This window comes from Rhodoblastus sp. (assembly GCF_019449565.1).
In the GTDB taxonomy this organism is placed as follows: Bacteria; Pseudomonadota; Alphaproteobacteria; order Rhizobiales; family Beijerinckiaceae; genus Rhodoblastus.
The window spans coordinates 123,288-143,039 of sequence record NZ_JAGRPM010000080.1 but is presented as its reverse complement, the minus strand read 5'-3'; the positions used below and the strand labels follow the sequence as shown (position 1 = coordinate 143,039).

The 19,752-nt window shown below is 63.8% G+C and carries 21 protein-coding genes and 2 tRNA genes; 11 read left to right on the top strand and 12 right to left on the bottom strand.

Annotation, left to right across the window (positions count from 1 at the left end; translation table 11 throughout):
* Positions 1 to 196: 196 nt before the first annotated feature.
* From QZ409_RS18020 to QZ409_RS17990, 7 genes are all read right to left on the bottom strand, one after another.
* On the bottom strand, positions 197 to 535 hold the full coding sequence (locus QZ409_RS18020) for a P-II family nitrogen regulator (RefSeq protein ID WP_296714042.1): 339 nt from the start codon (positions 533 to 535) through the stop codon (positions 197 to 199).
* A gap of 349 nt (positions 536 to 884) precedes the next feature.
* A complete protein-coding gene (gene sseA, locus QZ409_RS18015) occupies positions 885 to 1,760 on the bottom strand; it encodes a 3-mercaptopyruvate sulfurtransferase (RefSeq protein WP_296714038.1) in 876 nt (291 codons plus the stop codon).
* Between the two features lie 89 nt (positions 1,761 to 1,849).
* Positions 1,850 to 2,854 (bottom strand): cysteine synthase A, encoded by a 1,005-nt coding sequence (locus QZ409_RS18010; RefSeq protein WP_296714037.1) that lies wholly within the window; start codon positions 2,852 to 2,854, stop codon positions 1,850 to 1,852.
* A gap of 67 nt (positions 2,855 to 2,921) precedes the next feature.
* Entirely contained in the window at positions 2,922 to 4,358 is a 1,437-nt protein-coding gene (locus QZ409_RS18005; RefSeq protein WP_296714036.1) for a deoxyribodipyrimidine photo-lyase, read from the bottom strand.
* 156 nt (positions 4,359 to 4,514) lie between these two features.
* On the bottom strand, positions 4,515 to 5,255 hold the full coding sequence (locus tag QZ409_RS18000) for a 16S rRNA pseudouridine(516) synthase (protein ID WP_296714034.1): 741 nt from the start codon (positions 5,253 to 5,255) through the stop codon (positions 4,515 to 4,517).
* Complete coding sequence (locus tag QZ409_RS17995; protein WP_296714033.1) at positions 5,252 to 6,154, bottom strand: class I SAM-dependent methyltransferase; 903 nt, start codon at positions 6,152 to 6,154, stop codon at positions 5,252 to 5,254. The genes QZ409_RS18000 and QZ409_RS17995 overlap by 4 nt, the downstream gene beginning before the upstream one ends.
* A 120-nt stretch (positions 6,155 to 6,274) precedes the next feature.
* A tRNA-Asn gene (locus tag QZ409_RS17990) sits at positions 6,275 to 6,350 on the bottom strand.
* 161 nt (positions 6,351 to 6,511) lie between these two features.
* Here QZ409_RS17990 and QZ409_RS17985 point away from each other — a divergent pair.
* From QZ409_RS17985 to QZ409_RS17970, 4 genes are all read left to right on the top strand, one after another.
* A tRNA-Cys gene (locus QZ409_RS17985) sits at positions 6,512 to 6,585 on the top strand.
* Between the two features lie 362 nt (positions 6,586 to 6,947).
* On the top strand, positions 6,948 to 7,403 hold the full coding sequence (locus tag QZ409_RS17980; protein ID WP_296714030.1) for a nuclear transport factor 2 family protein: 456 nt from the start codon (positions 6,948 to 6,950) through the stop codon (positions 7,401 to 7,403).
* A 285-nt stretch (positions 7,404 to 7,688) separates the two neighbouring features.
* Positions 7,689 to 8,558: a group III truncated hemoglobin gene (locus QZ409_RS17975; RefSeq protein WP_296714026.1), complete on the top strand. Its 870-nt coding sequence runs from the start codon at positions 7,689 to 7,691 to the stop codon at positions 8,556 to 8,558.
* Positions 8,555 to 9,298 carry a hypothetical protein gene (locus QZ409_RS17970; protein WP_296714024.1) on the top strand — a complete coding sequence of 248 codons (744 nt, stop codon included), beginning with the start codon at positions 8,555 to 8,557 and terminating at the stop codon, positions 9,296 to 9,298. Before QZ409_RS17975 ends, QZ409_RS17970 begins: the two co-directional genes overlap by 4 nt.
* 154 nt (positions 9,299 to 9,452) lie before the next feature.
* Here the strand turns inward: QZ409_RS17970 and QZ409_RS17965 are convergent, their stop codons facing one another.
* On the bottom strand, positions 9,453 to 10,292 hold the full coding sequence (locus tag QZ409_RS17965) for an EcsC family protein (protein WP_296714021.1): 840 nt from the start codon (positions 10,290 to 10,292) through the stop codon (positions 9,453 to 9,455).
* A gap of 323 nt (positions 10,293 to 10,615) precedes the next feature.
* Between QZ409_RS17965 and QZ409_RS17960 the strand changes: the two genes are divergently transcribed.
* The 6 genes from QZ409_RS17960 (at position 10,616) to QZ409_RS17935 (ending at position 16,560) form a co-directional block, all read left to right on the top strand.
* Positions 10,616 to 11,227 (top strand): transglutaminase-like cysteine peptidase, encoded by a 612-nt coding sequence (locus QZ409_RS17960; protein ID WP_296714020.1) that lies wholly within the window; start codon positions 10,616 to 10,618, stop codon positions 11,225 to 11,227.
* Positions 11,228 to 11,334: 107 nt separating this feature from the next.
* The gene (queA, locus tag QZ409_RS17955; protein ID WP_296714018.1) at positions 11,335 to 12,405 is read left to right on the top strand and encodes a tRNA preQ1(34) S-adenosylmethionine ribosyltransferase-isomerase QueA; all 1,071 of its coding nucleotides are present in this window, start codon (positions 11,335 to 11,337) and stop codon (positions 12,403 to 12,405) included.
* 99 nt (positions 12,406 to 12,504) lie between these two features.
* Positions 12,505 to 14,109, top strand: a complete 1,605-nt coding sequence (gene metG, locus QZ409_RS17950) for a methionine--tRNA ligase (RefSeq protein ID WP_296714016.1) — start codon at positions 12,505 to 12,507, stop codon at positions 14,107 to 14,109.
* Positions 14,109 to 14,894 carry a TatD family hydrolase gene (locus tag QZ409_RS17945; protein WP_296714015.1) on the top strand — a complete coding sequence of 262 codons (786 nt, stop codon included), beginning with the start codon at positions 14,109 to 14,111 and terminating at the stop codon, positions 14,892 to 14,894. The genes metG and QZ409_RS17945 overlap by 1 nt, the downstream gene beginning before the upstream one ends.
* A complete protein-coding gene (locus tag QZ409_RS17940; protein ID WP_296714012.1) occupies positions 14,891 to 15,685 on the top strand; it encodes an MBL fold metallo-hydrolase in 795 nt (264 codons plus the stop codon). Before QZ409_RS17945 ends, QZ409_RS17940 begins: the two co-directional genes overlap by 4 nt.
* Positions 15,682 to 16,560 carry a phytoene/squalene synthase family protein gene (locus QZ409_RS17935; protein WP_296714010.1) on the top strand — a complete coding sequence of 293 codons (879 nt, stop codon included), beginning with the start codon at positions 15,682 to 15,684 and terminating at the stop codon, positions 16,558 to 16,560. Before QZ409_RS17940 ends, QZ409_RS17935 begins: the two co-directional genes overlap by 4 nt.
* On the opposite strand, the gene QZ409_RS17930 is transcribed toward QZ409_RS17935, so the two are convergent.
* The 3 genes from QZ409_RS17930 to QZ409_RS17920 form a co-directional block, all read right to left on the bottom strand.
* A complete protein-coding gene (locus tag QZ409_RS17930; protein ID WP_296714008.1) occupies positions 16,557 to 16,790 on the bottom strand; it encodes a hypothetical protein in 234 nt (77 codons plus the stop codon). The two genes, QZ409_RS17935 and QZ409_RS17930, sit on opposite strands and share 4 nt — an antisense overlap.
* Before the next feature lie 104 nt (positions 16,791 to 16,894).
* Positions 16,895 to 17,101, bottom strand: coding sequence for a hypothetical protein (locus tag QZ409_RS17925; RefSeq protein ID WP_296714006.1), 207 nt, complete (start codon positions 17,099 to 17,101; stop codon positions 16,895 to 16,897).
* Between the two features lie 9 nt (positions 17,102 to 17,110).
* The gene (locus QZ409_RS17920; protein ID WP_296714004.1) at positions 17,111 to 17,776 is read right to left on the bottom strand and encodes a phospholipase; all 666 of its coding nucleotides are present in this window, start codon (positions 17,774 to 17,776) and stop codon (positions 17,111 to 17,113) included.
* A 162-nt stretch (positions 17,777 to 17,938) separates the two neighbouring features.
* On the opposite strand from QZ409_RS17920, the gene QZ409_RS17915 reads away from it, so the two are divergent.
* Positions 17,939 to 18,253, top strand: a complete 315-nt coding sequence (locus tag QZ409_RS17915; RefSeq protein WP_296714002.1) for a hypothetical protein — start codon at positions 17,939 to 17,941, stop codon at positions 18,251 to 18,253.
* 13 nt (positions 18,254 to 18,266) lie between these two features.
* On the opposite strand, the gene trmFO is transcribed toward QZ409_RS17915, so the two are convergent.
* Positions 18,267 to 19,688 (bottom strand): methylenetetrahydrofolate--tRNA-(uracil(54)-C(5))-methyltransferase (FADH(2)-oxidizing) TrmFO, encoded by a 1,422-nt coding sequence (trmFO, locus tag QZ409_RS17910; protein WP_296714000.1) that lies wholly within the window; start codon positions 19,686 to 19,688, stop codon positions 18,267 to 18,269.
* Positions 19,689 to 19,752: the final 64 nt, after the last annotated feature.

The window sequence follows — 19,752 nt, the reverse complement described above, 5'->3', positions numbered from 1 at the left end:
TTTCCTCGTCGACGAGGGCGATGTCGAAAGTCACATGCTGCCACTTGCCGCGCGGATCGGTGAAGCGGAGGTCGACATATTTGATGTCTTCGTCCTTGATTCTCTTGAGAACGTCCTTGGCAGTCGTCATTTCACGCCTCTTGTCGTTGGAGGTGACGTTGAAAATTGGATAGGGGGATATCAGGGGGAAGAGGCGTCAGACGGCGTCCGGACCGGTCTCGCCGGTGCGAATGCGGATCGCGCCTTCAATATTCGAGATGAATATCTTGCCGTCGCCAATACGTCCGGTCTGCGCGGCCCGGCGGATGGCTTCCACCGCGCGCTCAACGGCGTCATCGGTCAGGACCAGTTCGATCTTAACCTTCGGCAGGAAGTCGACGACATATTCCGCGCCGCGATAGAGCTCGGTGTGCCCCTTTTGCCGTCCGAAGCCCTTGGCTTCCGTGACGGTGATGCCGTGAAGTCCGGCTTCCTGAAGGGCTTCCTTCACCTCGTCGAGTTTGAAGGGCTTGATGATCGCTTCGACTTTTTTCATTCCTGGGTATTACTCCCTGTCTCGCGCGGACCCGGCTGTTTCGGCTCGCCGCACGCAACTCCAGCGTTCTAGCACCGCGCCGAACGACAAGCCAGCACAAGCGCGGTGTAATTGGCGTCATTTTGCTCGCCACGAGGGCAAAATTCGCAATTCCTGCCAAGATTTCGCGCAGGGACGGAATTTTCGCCCGAAGCAAGGACGTTGCGCGACGTTGCGCCGCATTTCGCCCCAGCCTCACAGGAAAATCCACCCCGTCGATAAGGTTTGCGCGCCGTCAGCGCGTCTTTTCTTGCATGGCAAGCGCAATTTTTCGTGAACGCGCCGTCGGGGCGCCCCTTTTTAAGGCGGCTCAATTCGCTCCCTGCGCGATCGGCAGGTCCGGCCGCATGCCCCACTCCGACCATGAGCCGTCATAGACCGGGACGGCGTCGCGTCCGATGACCGCGAGGCCCAGGGCGAGGATCGAGGCGGTCACGCCGGAGCCGCATGTGGTCAAGACCGGGCGCGCGGGATCATAGCCCAAGGCCGCGAAGGCCGCTTCAAGCTCCTGCGGCGGCTTCAGCCGGCCGTCCGTGACGAGATTGCCCCAGGGAAGGTTGCGGGCGCCGGGAATATGGCCGGAGCGCAGGCCGGGGCGGGGCTCCAGCTCGTCGCCGCGAAAACGCGGCGCGGAGCGGGCGTCGATGATTTGCGGGCCGCCGGCGGCGGAGGCGCGGGCGCTCGCCGCGCGCATGTCGTCCAGCGAGGCGACCAGCGCATGATCGAGGCGGGCGGTGAAATGGCGGGGCTGCGGAATGGTTTCCCCTTCGGCGATGGGACGGCCTTCCGCGATCCACTTTGGCAGGCCGCCGTCGAGCACGACGACGTCGCGCTTGCCGAAGGCGCGGAAAGTCCACCACACGCGCGGCGCGGAAAACAGGCCGAGGCTGTCATAGACGACGATCTTCATGCCGTCGCCAATGCCCAGCTTGCGCATGGCGCTGGCGAAGGCGACCGGGTCGGGCAGCATGTGCGGCAGGTTGGTCGAATGATCGGCGATGGCATCGATGTCGAAAAAGACCGCGCCGGGGATATGTACTTTCGTGAATTCCTCGGCGCCGTCGCGATTGGCCGCCGGCAGATGCCAGGACGCGTCCACGATGGCTACGCCCGGCGCGCCAAGATGTTGCGCGAGCCAGTCTGTCGATACGAGAAAAGGTGACGTGTCTTCGGTGTCGCCGGTCATGTTCCGCTCCTTGGCCTGCCGCAAATTATAGGCCGGCCGCCAGACGCGAAACCCATCCTTTCTGGCGATTGAGGCTTTTCAACAGCGGTTTACTTATCCAGCCAGGGCGGGATGGGCAGGTTTTTCTCGCGCAGGAAGGCGGGATTGAACAATTTGGACGCGTAGCGCGCCCCGGAATCGCAAAGGATCGTGACAATCGTCTTGCCGGGGCCAAGCTCCCGCGCGAGGCGGATCGCGCCAGCGACATTGATTCCCGATGAGCCGCCGAGCAGCAGCCCTTCGTTCTCGGCAAGGTCATAAAGGACGGGAAGGGCCTCCTCGTCGGGGATCTGATAGGCGACGTCGATGGGCGCGTCGACGAGATTGGCGGTGATGCGGCCCTGGCCGATGCCCTCGGTGATCGAGGATCCGGAGGATTTCAGCTCCCCGCTGGTGTAATAGGAATAGAGCGCCGCCCCCAGGGGATCAGCCAGCCCTATCTTGATGGCTGGATTGCGCGCTTTCAGCGCCATTCCGACGCCTGCGAGCGTGCCGCCCGTGCCGACCGCGCAGATGAAGCCGTCAAGCTTGCCGCCGAGCTGGTCATAGATTTCGGGGCCGGTGGTTTCCTGATGGCCGCGCCGGTTGGCGACATTATCGAATTGATTGGCCCAGATCGCGCCCGCCGGATTCGTCTTCGCCAGTTCCTCGGCCAGACGGCCGGAATATTTCACGTAATTATCGGGATTCGAATAGGGGACGGCGGGGACCTCGATCAACTCCGCTCCCTGCAGGCGCAGCAGGCTTTTCTTTTCCTCCGACTGGGTGTCGGGAATCACGATCACGGTGCGGAAGCCGAGCGCATTGGCGACCAGCGCCAGGCCGATGCCGGTATTGCCCGCCGTGCCTTCGACAATGGTGCCGCCCGGCTTGAGCGCGCCCGTTTCGATGGCGTCGCGGATGATCGCCAGACCCGCGCGATCTTTCACCGAACCGCCCGGATTCATGAACTCAGCCTTGCCGTAAATGGCGCAGCCGGTGGCGGCGGAAGCGGCGCGCAGTTTGATGAGGGGCGTGCCGCCAATGGCGTCGAGAACTGTTTCCGTGACCTTCATGACAAACCTTATCGCCTTTTGTCGCCATGCTAATGGCGCTGGTGCAGGCCTGCAAGCGCGGCGCCGTTCAAGCCTTTTGCGCCGCGAAGGCCGCGAGCGCGCGGCGCCGGGCGAAATCGTGATCCACGATCGGCGCCGGATAGGTCTGGCCGAGTTTCACGCCGGCTTCGGCGAGCAGCGCGGGCGGCGCGGCCCAGGGCTTATGAATGTGCGGTGCAGGCAGGCGCGCCAGCTCCGGGCAGAAGCGCCGGACATAGGCGCCTTCGGGATCGAATTTCTCGCCCTGAGACACGGGATTGAAGATGCGGAAATAAGGCGCGGCGTCGGCGCCGCACCCCGCGACCCATTGCCAGCTTGCGGCGTTGCTGGCTTCGTCCGCGTCGGCCAGCGTGTCCCAGAACCATTTCTCGCCTTCGCGCCAATCGATCAGCAGATGTTTGGTCAGGAAGGACGCGGCGACCATGCGGGCGCGATTATGCATATTGCCGGTTGTCCATAATTCCCGCATGGCGGCGTCGACGACCGGATAGCCGGTGCGGCCCTGACGCCACGCCGCAAGGTCCCTCTCCGCCGTCGCGTCCCGCGCATAGGGAAAGGCGTCGAATCGTGGGTTGAAATTGCGCCAGGACAGATCTGGGTAGGCGAATAGCAGGTGATGGGAAAATTCTCGCCAGCCGAGTTCGGACAGGAACTTGTCCGCGCCGCGCGCGGACGCCGGAACGGTGGCGCAGATCTGCCGCGGCGAGATTTCGCCGAAATGAAGATGGGCCGAGAGCCGGGACGTCGCGCCGAGATCGAGGCGGTCGCGATTAGTTCCGTAACCATCAATTCTTTCGCTCAGAAAGTCACGTAACCGTGTTTGCGCCCCGGCCTCGCCCGCGTCCGGGTCGGGGAAGTTTTCCGCCCAGTTCGGCCTCTCGGGGGCAAGGTGAAGCTTTTCGCGCGCCAGCGTTTGCGGCGCCTCGTCGGGCCAGGCGGCGGCGCAAAGCCGCTCCGGCGGGGGCAGGGGCGGCCGTGGTTCAAGCTGCGCGCGCAGGGCGCGCCAAAAGGGCGTGAAGACCTTGAAAGCGCCGCCCGACTTGGAGGCGACGCGCCAAGGCTCGGCGAGCAGGGAGCCATTGAAACTGCAGACTTCGCGCCCCTGTTCGCGGAAAACCTGCTTGAGGCGCGTATCCTGCGCGATTTCGGCGCCGCCATAGCGCCGGCTCCAGAAAATCCAGCTTGCGTTCGCCGCCTCCACCACACGCGGAAGCAATTCTTCGGCAGGCCCGCGCAGAAAATGCAGTGCGCCGCCCCGTCGCGCCAGTTCGCTTTCCAAAGCCGCCAACGCGCGGTCGAGGCGCCAGCGGCTCGCGCCGCCCGCCGGTCGCAGACCTTCGCCGCCCTCATCGAGGATGAAAACACAGAGCAGGGGAAGGCCGCTCGCCGCCGCCGCCGCAAGCGCCGAATTGTCCGCGACGCGAAGATCGTTGCGGAACCAGACGAGCGCGCAGGGCTGTGGCATGAGGGGCGCCTTTGCAGGGCGTTAGCGAGGTGGTTTCGGATCGGTCTTTTTACGTGAAAGGACGGCGAAGGATTACCGCCGCGTGACGGAAATTGGTCACGTAACCAATTATAGTTACGTGACCAATATGAGTTACGTAACCTTTTGGCTTGCGTTTCAGCTATCGGCGAAAATCCGCGCGACCTCTTCCGCGCCGAGCACGGCGAATTCGCCCGGCTCCAGATCGTCCGGCAATTCCAGCCCGCCGACCGAGACGCGATGCAGCGTGACGACATGATTGCCGACGGCGGCGAACATGCGGCGGACCTGATGATAGCGGCCCTCGACAATGGTCAGAGCCGCCTCCGCGTCGCCGAGCGTCTTCATCCGGGCCGGCAGCAGCGGCTTGTCCTCGCCTTCCAGCATCAAGGCGCCGGAGGCGAAAACTTCCGCCTCGTCGCCGCGCAAGGGACGGTCGAGCGTCGCGCGATAGGTCTTGGCGATCTGCCGGCGCGGCGAAATGATTTTATGCAGCAACGCGCCGTCATCTGTCAGCAGCAGCAGGCCGGAGGTGTCCTTGTCGAGCCGCCCAACCGTGGAAAGCGCCGGATCGCGGCGCCGCCAGCGATCGGGCAGCAGGCGATAGACCAAAGGCCCCGCCTCCTTATGCGAACAGGTGACGCCGAGCGGTTTGTTCAGCATCACGGCGACGCCGGGCAGGGGATCCAGCTCCTCGCCGTCCACGGTCAGCCGTGCGGCGAAGGCGTCGTCGGCGGCGACGCGCTGTTCGACATCGCGCAAGGGCGCGCCGTCGAGCCTGATGCGCCCCGTGCGCGCCAGAATCTGGATTTCACGCCGAGAACCGTAACCGAGATTGGCGAGCAGGCGGTCGAGACGGACCGATTTGCCTGCGCTCACTTGATCGCCTCGATGATCTTGTAGCCTCCCTCGGCGGCGATCGGCGCGACCGAGCGGAATTTCTGCTCCAGCGCGGCCTCATAGGGGAGGTGGCGATTCGCCACCAGCCAACACTGGCCGCCGGGGCGCAGATTGGCGGCGGCGGCGTCGATGAAGCTGCGCCCCAGCGCCTTGCTTTCCTTGCCCGCCTCGTGAAAGGGCGGGTTCATGACGATGAAATCGAACGGCCCGACCGAAAGCGCGCGAACGTCCGCCCAGAGAATCGCCACGCGGGAATCGTCGACATTGCGCGCGCAAAGTTCGATGGCGCGGCGGTCGATATCCACCATCAGCAACGATTTGATCCGGGGAGAGGACAAAATTTTATGGGCGATGACGCCGATTCCGCAGCCGAAATCAGCGCCGCGTCCCGAAAACTCGGGCAAATGGCGTATCAGCAGCGCCGAGCCGGGATCGATTCGGTCCCAGGAAAAGACGCCGGGCTGCGTCCACAAGCCGAGCGATTCGGAGAATCGCGGCGAACCTGCGTGAATCGCGAATTCGAGAGCGGCCGGATCGCCCTGCGCGGCGGCGGCGCAGATGCGATGGTGGCGCTTGGCGCTTTCCTCGCTGGCGCAGCCGAGTTCGGACAGCTCCTTGGCCAGACGGCCGCCGCCCTTGTCCTTGGGCGCCATCACGCGAAAGGGCGCGCCGGGCGCGAGTGCGCGCAGGGCCAGGGCGAGGGCGCGGCGGCGCTCGGTGGCGCCGGGCGGCGCGAGCATGACAAGATTGTCCAGCGCGCCGGGCGGAAGGGCGGACAGATCCGCCGCGCCGGGACTGGTCGGCGAAAACTGGCGCGCATCCGCGGCGATGTCTGCGAGTTCCGGCGGCGGCGCGCCGAAATAATTGCTGAACGTCATTCTTTCCCCGGACGGTCGGGCTTCTCTGGGCCTCGCGATACGGCTTTCGCCGACTCATGAATCATGGCTTGCTCCGATTGCGGACAAGCCTTAGCCGCCAAATCTTTCGAGGAAAAGAGGTGGCTCCCTGAGCAGGACTCGAACCTGCGACCCAGCGATTAACAGTCGCTTGCTCTACCGGCTGAGCTATCAGGGATCACGTTAGCGATGAGCGGCGTATAGCAGCGAAGAATCCGATTGAAAAGCCCGAAAACGAACTTTTCACGACAAGGAAAGGAAAGTTTGCCAGACCCTTGCCGTCGGCGCCGTCCTGCTGCTATAGGCGTCGTTGCGGTCTGGACGAACGTCCCCGCGTGAGGCCTCGTGGCGGAGTGGCTACGCAGAGGACTGCAAATCCTTGTACGGGGGTTCGATTCCCTCCGAGGCCTCCATTTTTCAATAACTTGCGAGACATAAGAGACGTGGCGGAAGCCTTGTCCGCATTTTTATGGCCTAACCAGACGGCGCCATGTCGATCTGCCGCGTCAGCCAGTATTTTGGCCCGTTCGATTTGATCGGACCGCCCGACGAAACCCCGCTTCCCGACCTTTTGCCGTGTTAGGCGATCCCGCTGCTCGCCCCCTGGAGCCAGCACTGCCCACGCTTGCCAAAATTCAAAATGAGGATAGCGTTTCCGCCCCTACTCGACGACTGCCGAATGTGGACAGTTCGTTTGTTGGCAAGAGCCACCGCAGTTTTCGCTTAGCGCATAGACTCGCGTGCGTTGATTGGCGAGCCGACGGAGGAGGCGATCATGATGAACAACGTGGAATTCGTGAAATCGCTTTATGCGGCTTTCACACGGGGCGATCTCGATACGATTTTTGCCGCGTGCGATCCGAATATCGAGTGGATTTCCAATTCGGACCCGGCGCTCATTCCTTGGGGCGGCGAGCGAAAAGGCATAGACGGAGCCAGGTCGTTTTTCCGGGAAGTCGCTGCGCACATAGAATATGAATCCTTCCAGCCGCGGGATTTTTTGGCCGGCGCCGATTTCGTGACTGTACTTGGCCACACGATCGCTCGCGTCAAACCGTCAGGCGGCCGCGTCGACGGAGAATGGGTCCACCTGTTCAAGATTGAAAACGGGAAGGTGGTTTCGTTCCGGGACTATGGCGACACCCATGCGGTGGTGCAGGCCTATTTCGGCGGCGACATTCATGCCGTCACCGTGGCGCCATCGGAGGCGACGGCGCGGTTCCAGCACTGAGCAAACTGGCCGCCGGCGTCCACGGCGGCCCCCTCTTTGGGTCGCGATGCATCGCATCATCGAGAGGGTTTGGCCATTCGCTGAGGCCCTCCGGCCTTCCCGATGAGGCGATTGCGACGGCATTCGCCGGCTTGCGACAGAGCATGTCGTAAATGAATCACATATTGTCTGGACTGCGCCCGTTTTTCCCGCGTTAGGCGTTAAAATGGCCCCGAAAGCGCTGGCCCGCTTTATGCTCGCTGCCAAAAAATTAGCCACGCAGGGCATAATCGAGGAGGGACCGGCATGCAGCCTGATCAGCGCCAGAACGCTGCCCATCGACAGGATCATTCCCCCATGCCCGCCGCGCATCGCGCTGGTCCCAGCCTGCCTCGCGCCGACGCTCCGGACGTCGCATTCGCAGGCTTCGCTTTTGCTCCGGGCGATCCGCCGCCGCGCGCGGGCCTCTTCGCGCTCACGCGGCGCATCGGCGAATTTCTCTATCCTGTGCTGTTCGCCGAAGACGAGGACATGGAAGCCGCGCTGACGCGCCTGCGCTCGGATGAGCCGGTTCTCGCGGCTGGACTGGCCGACGGCTGCTTCTGGAGCGCCCGCGACAATGCGCGCCAGCGCCGGCATGTTCTGCGCGATCTCGTCGGCAAATATGACCCGCCGCTCAATGAGGACTTCCGGATGGGCCGCGCCGCGCCGGAAATCGCGGCGCTGGTCCCGGATCGCGGCAAGAACCTGCCGGCCGGCGAGGGCGAATATGCGGGCGAGCAGATCGACGCGACCGAAGACGAGTTGAAGGCCATGGTGCGGGCCTTTTATTCCGAGGCGATGGCGGATCCGCTGATCGGGCCGGTCTTCGCGCGCAATGTCTCCGATTGGGAGCATCATTTCGAGATCGTGCAGAATTTCTGGTCGCGCGCGCTGCTTGGCACGACGCGCTATCAGGGCAGCCCGTTCACGCCGCATCTTTCCATGAATTTGAAACCGGAATTCTTCGACCGCTGGGTCGGGCTGTTCAGGAAAAACGCCGAGGCCAATCTCAAGCCGGCGGCGGCGCAGGCGGCCATTGCGCGGGTCGAGCACATGAGCATATGTTTCCAGGCGGGCCTGTTCCCGCCCAAGATTCCGCAGAACGAGATCCCGCAGAAGGAGCCGGCAGCGTGACCGGAGACGAAGAAAGCGGCGCGCAGGCGTTTTTCCTCGCCCTGCGCGACAGTTTCGACCGGATATTGGCGGCCGGGCGCGGCGATCCGCGCCTCGTCGACGCCTTGACGGCGCAGGCTTTCGAATGTTTCGAGCGCAACGCCGAGATCCAGAGCGAAGGGCAGCCTGACCCCGCCTGCTCGCGCGGGTGCGACACCTGCTGCTGCCTCCACGTCTCCGCTACGGCGCCGGAAATATTTTTGGCGGCGCGCTTCCTGCGGCTGACGGCTCCGGCCTTCACGCGCCATGGCGTGGACATGGCCTCGAAACTGACCGGCGCGCATGAAGCGACCGCCGGCAAGAGCCAGCAGGAGCGTTTTTCGTCCTGCCTGCTGTGCCCCTTCATCATTGGCGGCGCCTGCGCGATCTATTCGGTGCGAACCCTCGCCTGCCGGGGCCATGTCTCGTTCGACAAGGAGGCCTGTCTCGCCGCGGCGGCGGGCGAGGACGCCGAGGCGCCGCTCTCTGCCGCCCATCGCGCGGTGCGCTCGCTGGTGCAGAGCGCCTTGCAAGCCTCGCTGCGCGACGCCGGCCTGGACTGGGGCGCCTGCGAGTTCCTTGCCGGGCTCGACCGCGCGCTGCATGACGAGAATTGTGAAGCGCGCTGGCTGCGCGGCGAGCCGGTGTTCGCCGATCTGCATGAGGACGACGCCACCGCGCGCGACATGGCACAGACCTTCGACGCCCTGCGCTCCCATTGACTTCTGACAAGACCCACAGGTGACAACCTGCGCGCCTTGATTAGGCGCGACTGCGACGCCGATAGCCCGTCGAAAGACGGGCGTCTTTCGACGCCCTTTGGCCTATGCGAGGGATTCCTTGACCGCGACGAGTCGCGGTCAAGGAAAAGGGGAATTAAGCGGCGGGCGGCTGGATTTCATCCGGCTCGCGGGCCCCGGCAATGCGCTGATATTCCGCGTGAACCTGCTCCTGGCCATATTTGCGCTCGAGCCGCCGCACGGTGAAATGCCCTTTGGCCAGGGACTGGAAATGGTCGATGAAGGCGACGTTGATCGCCGCCCCGCCGAAGGCGCCGAGCGCGGGCGTCGCCTGGGCGATGAATTTATTGCTGATGACCAGGCCGAATCGCGACGCGATTTGCGATAGCAGCCTGATCAGCGCCGGCGCCGTCTCGTCGATGACGCCCCGGCTGGCGACATAGCGCGCGGCTTCGGAAACCGAGCGCGCCAACAGGCTGCGGATGGCGAAATAGCCTGATTCCGAAACATTGTCGCCGGGAACGCGGCCATCGAGCGCGAAGACTTCGAGACAGGCCATCGCGGCTTCCGGATCGCGCAGATCCTCGCCTTCGCCGCGCGCGATATCCACGATCGAGCGCAGCATGACAATGGTCGTGACGGGTAGTTCGAAGGGCAGGCTGGCCAGACCCAGCGCCCCGCCGGCGGCGCCGGAAGCGGCGGCGAGGATCTTGTGCCTGCGGTCGCGGTCGCGGAGAGGGCGGCCATGCAGACTGGCGAGCGCGGCGCGCAGGGCCAGCTTCATCGCCGCCATGGTCGCGTTGTCGATGATCCTGGTGGCCTTTTCCGGCGCCAGATTCTTGAAGAAATTGACCTTTTGCCCGACAATATTGGCGAGGCGCAGCGCGGGGCCAATACGCTCCAGCCGCCGCACCGCATCGATCAGCGCAGCATGGTCAGCGGGGGTCATCTGCGTCGTATCGAAATTCGGGCCCATGGGCGCCTTCCTGTATCAGACAGAAAATGTGGCCTTTTCGCGTGGTTTCAAGCCCTGAATTAACCTTGGCGGGCGGCAGTATGTTAACGCGAGCAATTGATTAAGCAAAGCGGGAAAGCCGTCCGCGCGCTTCCGTCGCGCTGGACCCCTTGCAATTCAGGCGTTACAGGCGAATGCGCGCAATTTGAATCAAATCCGGAAGGCAATATTATACTTAAGCCAATCAAAGCAAAAAATGAACGTATTTGTCTAAAATGCGGCTATTTTACTTAGCCGCATAACAAAAGGAGCTGGTCATTATTGCCCTATCAAAGGGGAATGACATGCGCCTTACGTCTCTTGCCGGTTTCGCTCTCGCCTTCGCGGTTCTCGCGTCGCAGTCGAGCGTTGTCAAAGCCTTCGGCAGCAAGGATGTCGCTTACGCCTCGGTCGGCGGCGAAACCAGCATTCCCTTTGGCTGGATGGATTTCTGCCAGCGTTACAAGGGCGAATGCGACGCCCGCGAACTGCCGGCGTCCGATGTGAACTTGACCGAGAAGTCGATGCGCGAGATCGAGCAAGTCAACGCCAAGGTCAATCACTCCGTCGAAGCGGTCTCGGACATGGACCATTGGGGCGTGGTGGATCGCTGGGATTATCCGATGGACGGCAAGGGCGATTGCGAAGATTACGCCCTGATGAAGCGCAAGCTCCTGATCGAACGCGGCTTCCCGCGCCAGGCCCTGCTGATGACGGTGGTGCGCGACGAAAACAACGACGGCCACGCCGTCCTGACCGTGAAGACCAATGGCGGCGAATATATTCTCGACAACCTCCATGACGAAGTGAAGCCGGTCAACCGCGTCGCCTATCGTCTGGTGAAGCGCCAGAGCCAGCAGGACCCGAATGTGTGGGTGGCGCTTGGCCCGTCGGCCCCGGTCTTCGCCTCGCGCTGATCGCCTCAAACGGCAAGAGAGAAACCCCGCCCGCTCCGGCGGGGTTTTTCTTTTGAGCTTTTTGGGCGCCGGCTATATGACCAAGCCCCTGACGAGGTGGCCAAGACGTGCGTGTAGACCTGTTCGATTTCGATCTCCCTCCGGAGCGGATCGCCTTGCGGCCCGCCGAGCCGAAGGAATCCGCGCGGCTTCTGGTCGTGGCGCCGGAGAGTTTCCAGGATGCTTTCGTGCGCGACCTGCCGCAATTCCTGAGGCCGGGCGACGTGCTGGTGGTCAATGACGCCAAGGTGATTCCGGCGCAGCTGTTCGGCTGGCGCAGGCGTGGCGACGCGGTCGCGCGCATCGACGTCACCCTGCACAAGCGCGAGGATGGTTATCGCTGGCGCGCTTTCGTGCGTCCCGCCAAGAAGCTGAAGGCGGGCGAAAAGGTGATTTTCGGCGAGCCGGGGGAGGGCGCCGCCTGCCAGGCCGGCGCGCTCTGGGCCGAAGTCGTGGAGCGCAACGAGGGCGAGGCGCTGCTTGCCTTCAATCTGTCCGGCCCGGCGCTCGACGACGCCATTCTGGCGATCGGCCACATGCCGCTGCCGCCCTATATCGCTGCGCGCCGCGCCGATGACGAAAGGGACGCGCGCGATTACCAGACCCTGTTCGCTGAGAAGTCAGGCGCTGTCGCCGCGCCGACGGCGGGGCTGCATTTCACGCCCGCACTGGTCGAGGCTGCGCGGGCTGCCGGCGCCTCGATCGAAAAAGTGACGCTGCTGGTCGGCGCCGGGACCTTCCTTCCGGTCAAGGCCGACGACACCGCCGACCATGTCATGCATTCGGAATGGGGGTCGATCGACGTGGCGGTCGCGGCGCGGCTCAATGCTGCGCGGGCGGCGGGCGGTCGCGTCATCGCGGTCGGCACCACGTCGCTGCGCATTCTGGAAAGCGCCGCCGCGCCCTCCGGCGAAATCATGCCTTTTGCGGGCGACACCGCGATCTTCATCACGCCCGGCTATGAATTCCGGGCGGTGGACGCGCTCATGACCAATTTCCACCTGCCGCGCTCGACCTTGTTCATGCTGGTCAGCGCCTTCGCCGGGCTGGAGCGGATGCAGGCGGCCTACGCCCACGCCATCGCGCACGACTATCGTTTCTATTCCTATGGCGACGCCTGTCTGCTGCTGCGCGGCTGAGGCGGGGCGCGGTTTCAACACCCCGGAAGTGCGAAAAGCCTTTTCCTCCCGCGCGCCATTCTCTAGTTTCACGGCCTGATGACGGAGAATTTCCAGGACATGTCCGAACGCGCCAGTTTTTACATCACGACCGCGATTCCCTACGCCAATGGCGCGCCGCATATCGGCCACGCCTATGAACGCATCGCGACCGACGCCTTCGCCCGCTTCAATCGGCTCGATGGGCGCGACGTGCTGTTCGTGACCGGCATGGACGAGCACGGGCTGAAGATGCAGCAGACGGCGACGCGCGACGGCCTGACCCCGCTCGCCCTCGCGGACCGCACCGCCGCCCAGTTCATGGAAATGGGCGAAAAGCTCAACGCCGCCGCCGACGACGTGGTGCGCACGACGCAGCCGCGCCACAAGGCGACGGTGCAGGAAATCTGGCGGCGCATGGCGGCCAAGGGCGACATTTACCTGTCGAAATATTCCGGCTGGTACTCGGTCCGCGACGAGGCCTATTACGACGAGGGCGAACTGACCGCGAACGCCGAGGGCAAAAAGTTCGCGCCCACCGGCACGCCGGTCGATTGGGTCGAGGAAGAGAGCTATTTCTTCCGGCTCTCCAATTATGCCGACAGGCTGCTGGCCCATTACGAGGCCAATCCGGATTTCGTCACGCCCGAGAAATACCGCAACGAGATCGTCGCCTTCGTGAAGCGCGGCTTGAAGGACCTGTCCATCAGCCGTACGACCTTCGACTGGGGCATTCCCGTGCCCGGGGACGAGCGCCATGTAATGTATGTCTGGGTCGACGCTTTGACCAATTACCTCACGGCGACCGGCTGGTTCGAGGACGGCGCGCGGAAAAAATTCTGGCCCTGCGACGCCCATGTCATCGGCAAGGACATTACCCGCTTTCACGCAATCTTCTGGCCGGCCTTCCTGATGTCGGCGGACCTGCCGTTGCCGAAGCAGATCGTCGTTCACGGCTTCCTGTTCAATCGCGGCGAGAAGATGTCGAAATCGGTCGGCAATGTCATCGACCCGATCGCGCTGGCCGACCATTACGGGGTGGACGCCCTGCGCTATTTCTTCCTGCGCGAGGTGCCGTTCGGCCAGGACGGCAATTATTCGCATGAGGCCATCGTTCAGCGCATCAACGCCGATCTCGCCAATGACCTTGGCAATCTGGCGCAGCGTTCGCTTTCGATGATCGCCAAGAATTGCGGCGCGAAGGTCCCGGAGCAGGGCGACGTCGAGCCCGCCGATGCTGAAATGCTGGCCAAGGCCTATGAGGCGGTGGAAAAGGCGCGCGCGGCCATGATCGCCTATGCCCCGCATCAGGCCTTGGCCGATATCTGGGCCGTGGTCGGCGAGGCCAATCGTTATTTCGCGGGGCAGGAGCCGTGGAAGCTCACCAAGACCAATCCGACGCGGCGCGATTCCGTGCTCTTCGTCACCATCGAGACGCTGCGCGTCGTCGGCATCCTTTGTCAGCCCTTCATTCCGGCGGCGGCAGGAAAATTGCTCGACCTGCTCTCTGTTCGCGCCGACGAGCGCGACTATGTCTACGCCAGGCCGGAACACCGGCTGTTTGCGGGCGCGGACCTTCCCGCGCCGGCGCCGATCTTCCCGCGCTATGTAGAGCCGGAAGAGGCGCCCGCCGAAGGCGCGGCCCAAAAGCCGCCCAAAGCGGCTTCCAAAGGAGCGGTTTCCTGATGTTGATCGACACGCATTGCCATCTCGACTTCCCGGAGCTGACGAAGGATCGCGTCGCCGTGCTGGCTCGCGCGCAGGCCGCCGGAGTGGGGCGGATGATCACCATCTGCACGGAAATCGAGAAATTCGGCGCCATTCGTGAAATCGCCGAAAGCGACGAGAACATCTTTTGCTCGGTCGGCACCCATCCCAACCACGCGCTCGACGAACGCGAGTTTTCGGCGGACGAAATCGCCGCGCTGGCGGAGCATGGCAAATGCGTCGCCATAGGCGAGGCGGGGCTGGATTATTTCTATGACCGCGCGCCGCGCGATCTCGCTCATCGGGTGTTCCGCGCCCATATCGATGCCGCGCGAAAAGCCGGCCTCCCGCTGGTGATCCATACCCGCGACGCCGACGAGGATATGGCGGCGATCCTGACGGAAGAAACCGCCAAGGGCCCGTTCAAGGCGCTTCTGCATTGCTTCTCCTCCAGCCGCGCGTTGGCGGAAGCCGGGTTGAAGCTTGGCCTCTACATTTCCTTTTCAGGCATCGTGACCTTCAAGAATTCGCAGGAGCTGCGCGACATCGCGGAGACCGTGCCGCTGGACCGCATTCTCGTCGAGACCGACGCGCCCTTCCTCGCGCCGACGCCTTATCGCGGCAAGACCAACGAGCCGGCCTATGTCGCGGCCACGGCCAAGGTGCTGGCCGAGGTCAAGAAGATCACGCCCGAACAGCTGGCGGCGGCGACGACCGCCAACGCCCTGCGGCTGTTCGATAAAATGCCGCCGCTCGCCGCATGAGCCTCGACATCACCATATTGGGCTGCGCCTCGTCCGCGGGCGTGCCTCGGGTCGCGCAGGGCTGGGGCGCGTGCGACCCGAGAAACCCGAAGAACCGCCGCCGCCGTTGCGCCATTCTGGTGGAAAAGCGCGGCGAGCGCGAGCCGACCCGGCTGCTGGTGGACGCTGGCCCCGACCTGCGCGAGCAATTGCTGTTGGCCAATGTCCAGAGCATTGACGCCTTGCTGCTCACCCACGCCCATGCCGACCATATCCACGGGCTCGACGATCTGCGTCCGCTGACGATGGAGATGCACCGCAAGGTCGATACCTATCTCGACCAGCCGACCTGGAAATCCATCGGCCTGCGCTTCGATTATTTGTTCGAGACCCCGCCGGGCAGCGCCTATCCGCCACTGCTGAACCCGCATTTCATCCATTACGGCCGGCCGTTCTCGCATGGCGGCCCGGCGGGCGAGATCGAGACCATGCCGTTTCGTCTCAATCACGGCGACATCGACGCGCTCGGCTTCCGCTGGGGCGCCTGCGCCTATACGCCCGACGTGAAATATATTCCGTCGGAAAGCATGCAATATCTGGAAAATCTCGATCTGTGGATCGTGGATGCGCTGCGCCACCGCCTGCATCCGAGCCATCTCTCGGTCAGCGAGACGCTGGAGCTGATCGCGCATTTCAAACCAAAGCGTGCGGTTTTGACCAATCTCCACACCGATCTGGATTACGAGACGCTGCGCCGCAATTTGCCGGAAAATGTCGAGCCGGCCTTTGACTCCATGCGGCTGAGCCTGTGACGACGGACCGTCTGGCCGAGCATTACGCGCTCTGTGGCGTAGCCTTGCGCGAGAGCGACCGCGACCGCTGGCTCGCGTGCCTGTTCGCGCCGGAGGCGGCGCGGCCGCATCTCTTCGCGCTTTACGCCTTCAACGCCGAGATCGCGCGCATCCGGAGCCTCGTCTCGCAGCCGATTCTGGGCGAGATGCGCCTGCAATGGTGGATCGACGCGCTCGACTCGCTGGAGGGCGCCGAACCGCGCGGCGACCTGCGCGCCCATCCCGTCGCCGACGCGCTGCTCGCTACCGTTGAAAGACGGGACCTGCCGCGCCAGGTTCTGCTCGACGCTTTAGAAGCGCGGCGCTTCGACCTTTACGAGGACCCTGCGCCGGACATGGCCTTTCTCGATTGTTATTGCGACGAGACCTGTTCGGCCCTTTTTGGGCTTGCGTCTCGCATCATAGGCGGGACTCCGGGCGGGGACGACGGCGCCGAGGCCGTCGAGACGCTGGCCGCGCGCCACGCCGGCCGCGCTTTTGCGTTGGTCGGTCTGTTGCGGGCGCTGCCCTGGCATGTCGCGCAGCGGCAATGCTACCTTCCGGGCGATCTTCTGGCCCGGCATGGCCTGACGGCGTCCAATTTTTTCGCGCGCGAGAAGAATCCCGCCATCGCTGCGGCTCTCGCGGAGTTGCGGACTCTGGCGCGCGACCATATTGGCGAAGCGAAACATAGCCTTCTCTCCCTCCCAAAAGCCGGGCGCGAGGCTTTCCGCCTTCTCGCGCTGCCCGAGCTTTATTTGCGTGAAATGGAGCGCCGGGATTACGACCCTTATTTGACGCTCGTCGACGTTCCACTCTGGCGCCGCCAATGGGCCTTATGGCGCAATAAGCCCTAAAATCCGTAAATAATTTCGCGCAAAGCGTCTTCATAGCGCTTTTTCGCGGCCTTCACCCGTGAACGGACCGCGTCTTCGTCAAAATGCGCCTGTTCCCACAGGTCGATCTTCGCGACATCGTGATCGACCGAGGCGAGGTCTTCCTCATGCTTGATGGCCGCGATCCATTCCTCGACCGCGGCCTTGTAGGCGCTCTGCAATTCGTCGAGATGATCGAAATTCTCCGCCATGTGCGTCTCCCTTTTCCGGGAGACTAGCGCGGGCGCATGACGCCCAAACGACGGAGTTTCGGCAAGACCTCGCGTAACAAGACCTCGCGTAACAAGATCTGGCGTTATATGCCGGCAGGACAGATAATTTCCTTGCGGACGGCGGCGGCAAAGGCCTTCAGGCCGCAATTGATGCGAAGAGGGCTGAACTTGCCGCCTTTCGGCCAGGCCTGATAGGTGACGATCTGGCGGGTGATGGTCAGGACCTTGTAATTATCCGATCCGGCCGAATAGCATTTGCCGGCCTGGATATCTTCTTCGTTCATCGGCATGGCTACCTCCTAGTCGTGGTCGGCTTCTTGATGTTGCGGATTTTGATGTTTGACATGGCGGGCCAGAAAGGCGCCAGCCGCGTCCGCGCCCTCTCCGTCGATCTCATGGCCGAGGCCGGGCCGCTTGAAACTCCAGACCGGCGCGCCGCATGATTTCAACGCCTCCTTGAGCGCAAGCATGCCGGAATAAGGCGCTTCGCCATCCGCCTCGCCATGGACGAGAAGAGTCGGCGCGGCGGAAAAAGCGCCGACCGGCAGCCCGGCGGCGTGATAGGCGCCTGAAAAGCCGACCAAGGCCGCGAAAGGCTCGGGCCGGCGCAGGCCGACGTCAAGCGCAAGTTCCGCGCCCTCGCCAAAGCCGACCAGAGCGACATGCGAGGCGGGCAGGCGGGTCCGCGCCAATTGCGCGTCGAGATAGGCGTCAAGCGCGGTCGCGGCTTCGGCGATGGAGTCGCCGGGCCGGGCCGGATCGCGCCAGACCGCGCGCCCCTCGGCGTCCCGGAAAGGCGCCTCAAGCGCGATGAAATCAGCCTTGATCATGCCCGGCGCCCAGCCGAGTGCCAGATCGGCCATATCCTGACCCTTCTCGCCCTCGCCATGAAGCATGACGACAAGATAGGTGGGCTTGCCGCAGGAAAGCGCGGCGAGTTTGGGGCCTTCGATGATTTCTGGCATGGCGGTCTCGCGTCTTCGCTCGCCGGACAATCAATATTCGTGCCGCGCCTGGCGTGAAGCCCACTCAGGCCTTGGCCCATTCTCTGCTTCTTCCGACGCGTGTCGTTATTGCTACAGGCCTCACGCGTGCGCGGCCGGAAGCCACGGAACAGGGATCAAACCATGACGCTCGACCTCAAGGGAAATTGGACCGACGGCGATCTTGCGAAACTTCTCGCGTCCCAAATCGACGATCGCGACTGGCGGCTGGAGGTCGATCCTGCCGGGATCGCGTCGCTTTCCGACAAGAGCGCCAATCCGACTGGTCCGGAATATGACGAAGGCCTGCACTGCTTTTTCGAGACCTGGATGTCAGGAACGGATTTCGTCGGCCCTTCCGCCGCCAGCGACAAGTCCCTGGTGGGCAAGATCGCCAAGGCCCTGCGCGAAAACTATCCAGCGCTCCAAGGGCCGAAATTCGTCTATGTCTCGCTGTAAGATAGCGAGCGGCTTATTGCGCGGCTGACAGCCAGCCGCGCAGATCGTCTTCGGCCCGCGCGGAAAGCGCGCGCTTTTTGGCGATGGCCTTTTCCGGCCCGCGCATTCTCTTGCCGTCTTCTGCCTTGGGCGTGAAGTCGAGCGGCGGGAACAGGCCGAAATTGACGTTCATCGGCTGGAAGCTGCGCGGCCCGGCATCGATGGTCTCGATATGGCCGCCGGTGATGTGGTTGAGCAGGGCGCCGATGGCGGTGGTCAGCGGCGGCGCCTGCAACTCGCGCCCGAGGCGTTCGAGCGCGGCCATGCGCCCGGCGATCAAGCCGACCGCCGCGCTTTCGACATAGCCTTCGCAGCCGGTGATCTGGCCCGCGAAGCGCAGGCGCGGCTGGGCCTTGAGCCGCAAGGCTTTATCGAGAACCTTGGGCGAATTGAGGAATGTATTGCGGTGGAGCCCGCCCAGCCGCGCGAATTCCGCGCGCTCCAGCCCGGGTATCTTCCGGAAGGTCTCGACCTGCGCGCCGTAAAGCAGCTTGGTCTGAAACCCGACCATATTATATAGCGTGCCCAAAGTGTTATCCTGCCGAAGCTGAACAATCGCATAAGCCTTGACGGTCGGGTTATGCGGGTTCGTGAGGCCCACCGGCTTCATGGGACCATGACGCAGGGTCTCGCGCCCGCGCTCGGCCATAACCTCGATGGGAAGGCAGCCGTCGAAATAGGGCGTCTTCTCGAAATCCTTGAATTCCGTCTTGGGGCCGTCGATCAAGGAAGTGACGAAGGCCTCATATTGCTCGCGGTCGAGCGGACAATTGACGTAATCCGCGCCTGTGCCGCCCGGTCCGGCCTTGTCGTAGCGCGATTGCAGCCAGGCCTTGTCCATGTCGATGGAGTCGAAATGCACGATCGGCGCGATGGCGTCGTAAAAGGCCAGCTCGGCCTCGCCGGTCAGCGCGCCGATGGCCTGAGCCAGCGCCGGTGAGGTCAGCGGACCCGAGGCAATGATGACATTATCCCATTCCGCCGGCGGCAGGCCCGCGATCTCCTCGCGGCGGATCTCGATCAGCGGCTCGCCTTCCAGCGCCTGGGTCACGGCTGCGGCGAAGCCGTCGCGGTCCACCGCCAGCGCGCCGCCCGCCGGCACCTGATGGGAATCGGCGCAGCGCATGATGAGCGATTCCATCGCCCGCATCTCGCGATGGAGCACGCCGACGGCATTGGTCCCGGCGTCGTCGGAGCGGAAGGAGTTGGAGCAGACCAGTTCCGCGCAGAACCCGGTCTTGTGCGCATCCGTCGCGCGTTCGGGCCGCATTTCATGCAGCACGACGGGAACGCCGGCGCGCGCGATCTGCCAGGCGGCTTCGGAGCCGGCGAGGCCGCCGCCCACGACATGGACGGGCGCGGGGGAGGGAGATTGGGAGCGGGATGTCTGGTTCATCGGCCTTAACTAGTGCAAGGCGGGCCGAATTGGCCAGCGGAAAGCTCGCCTTTGGCGCCGCGCC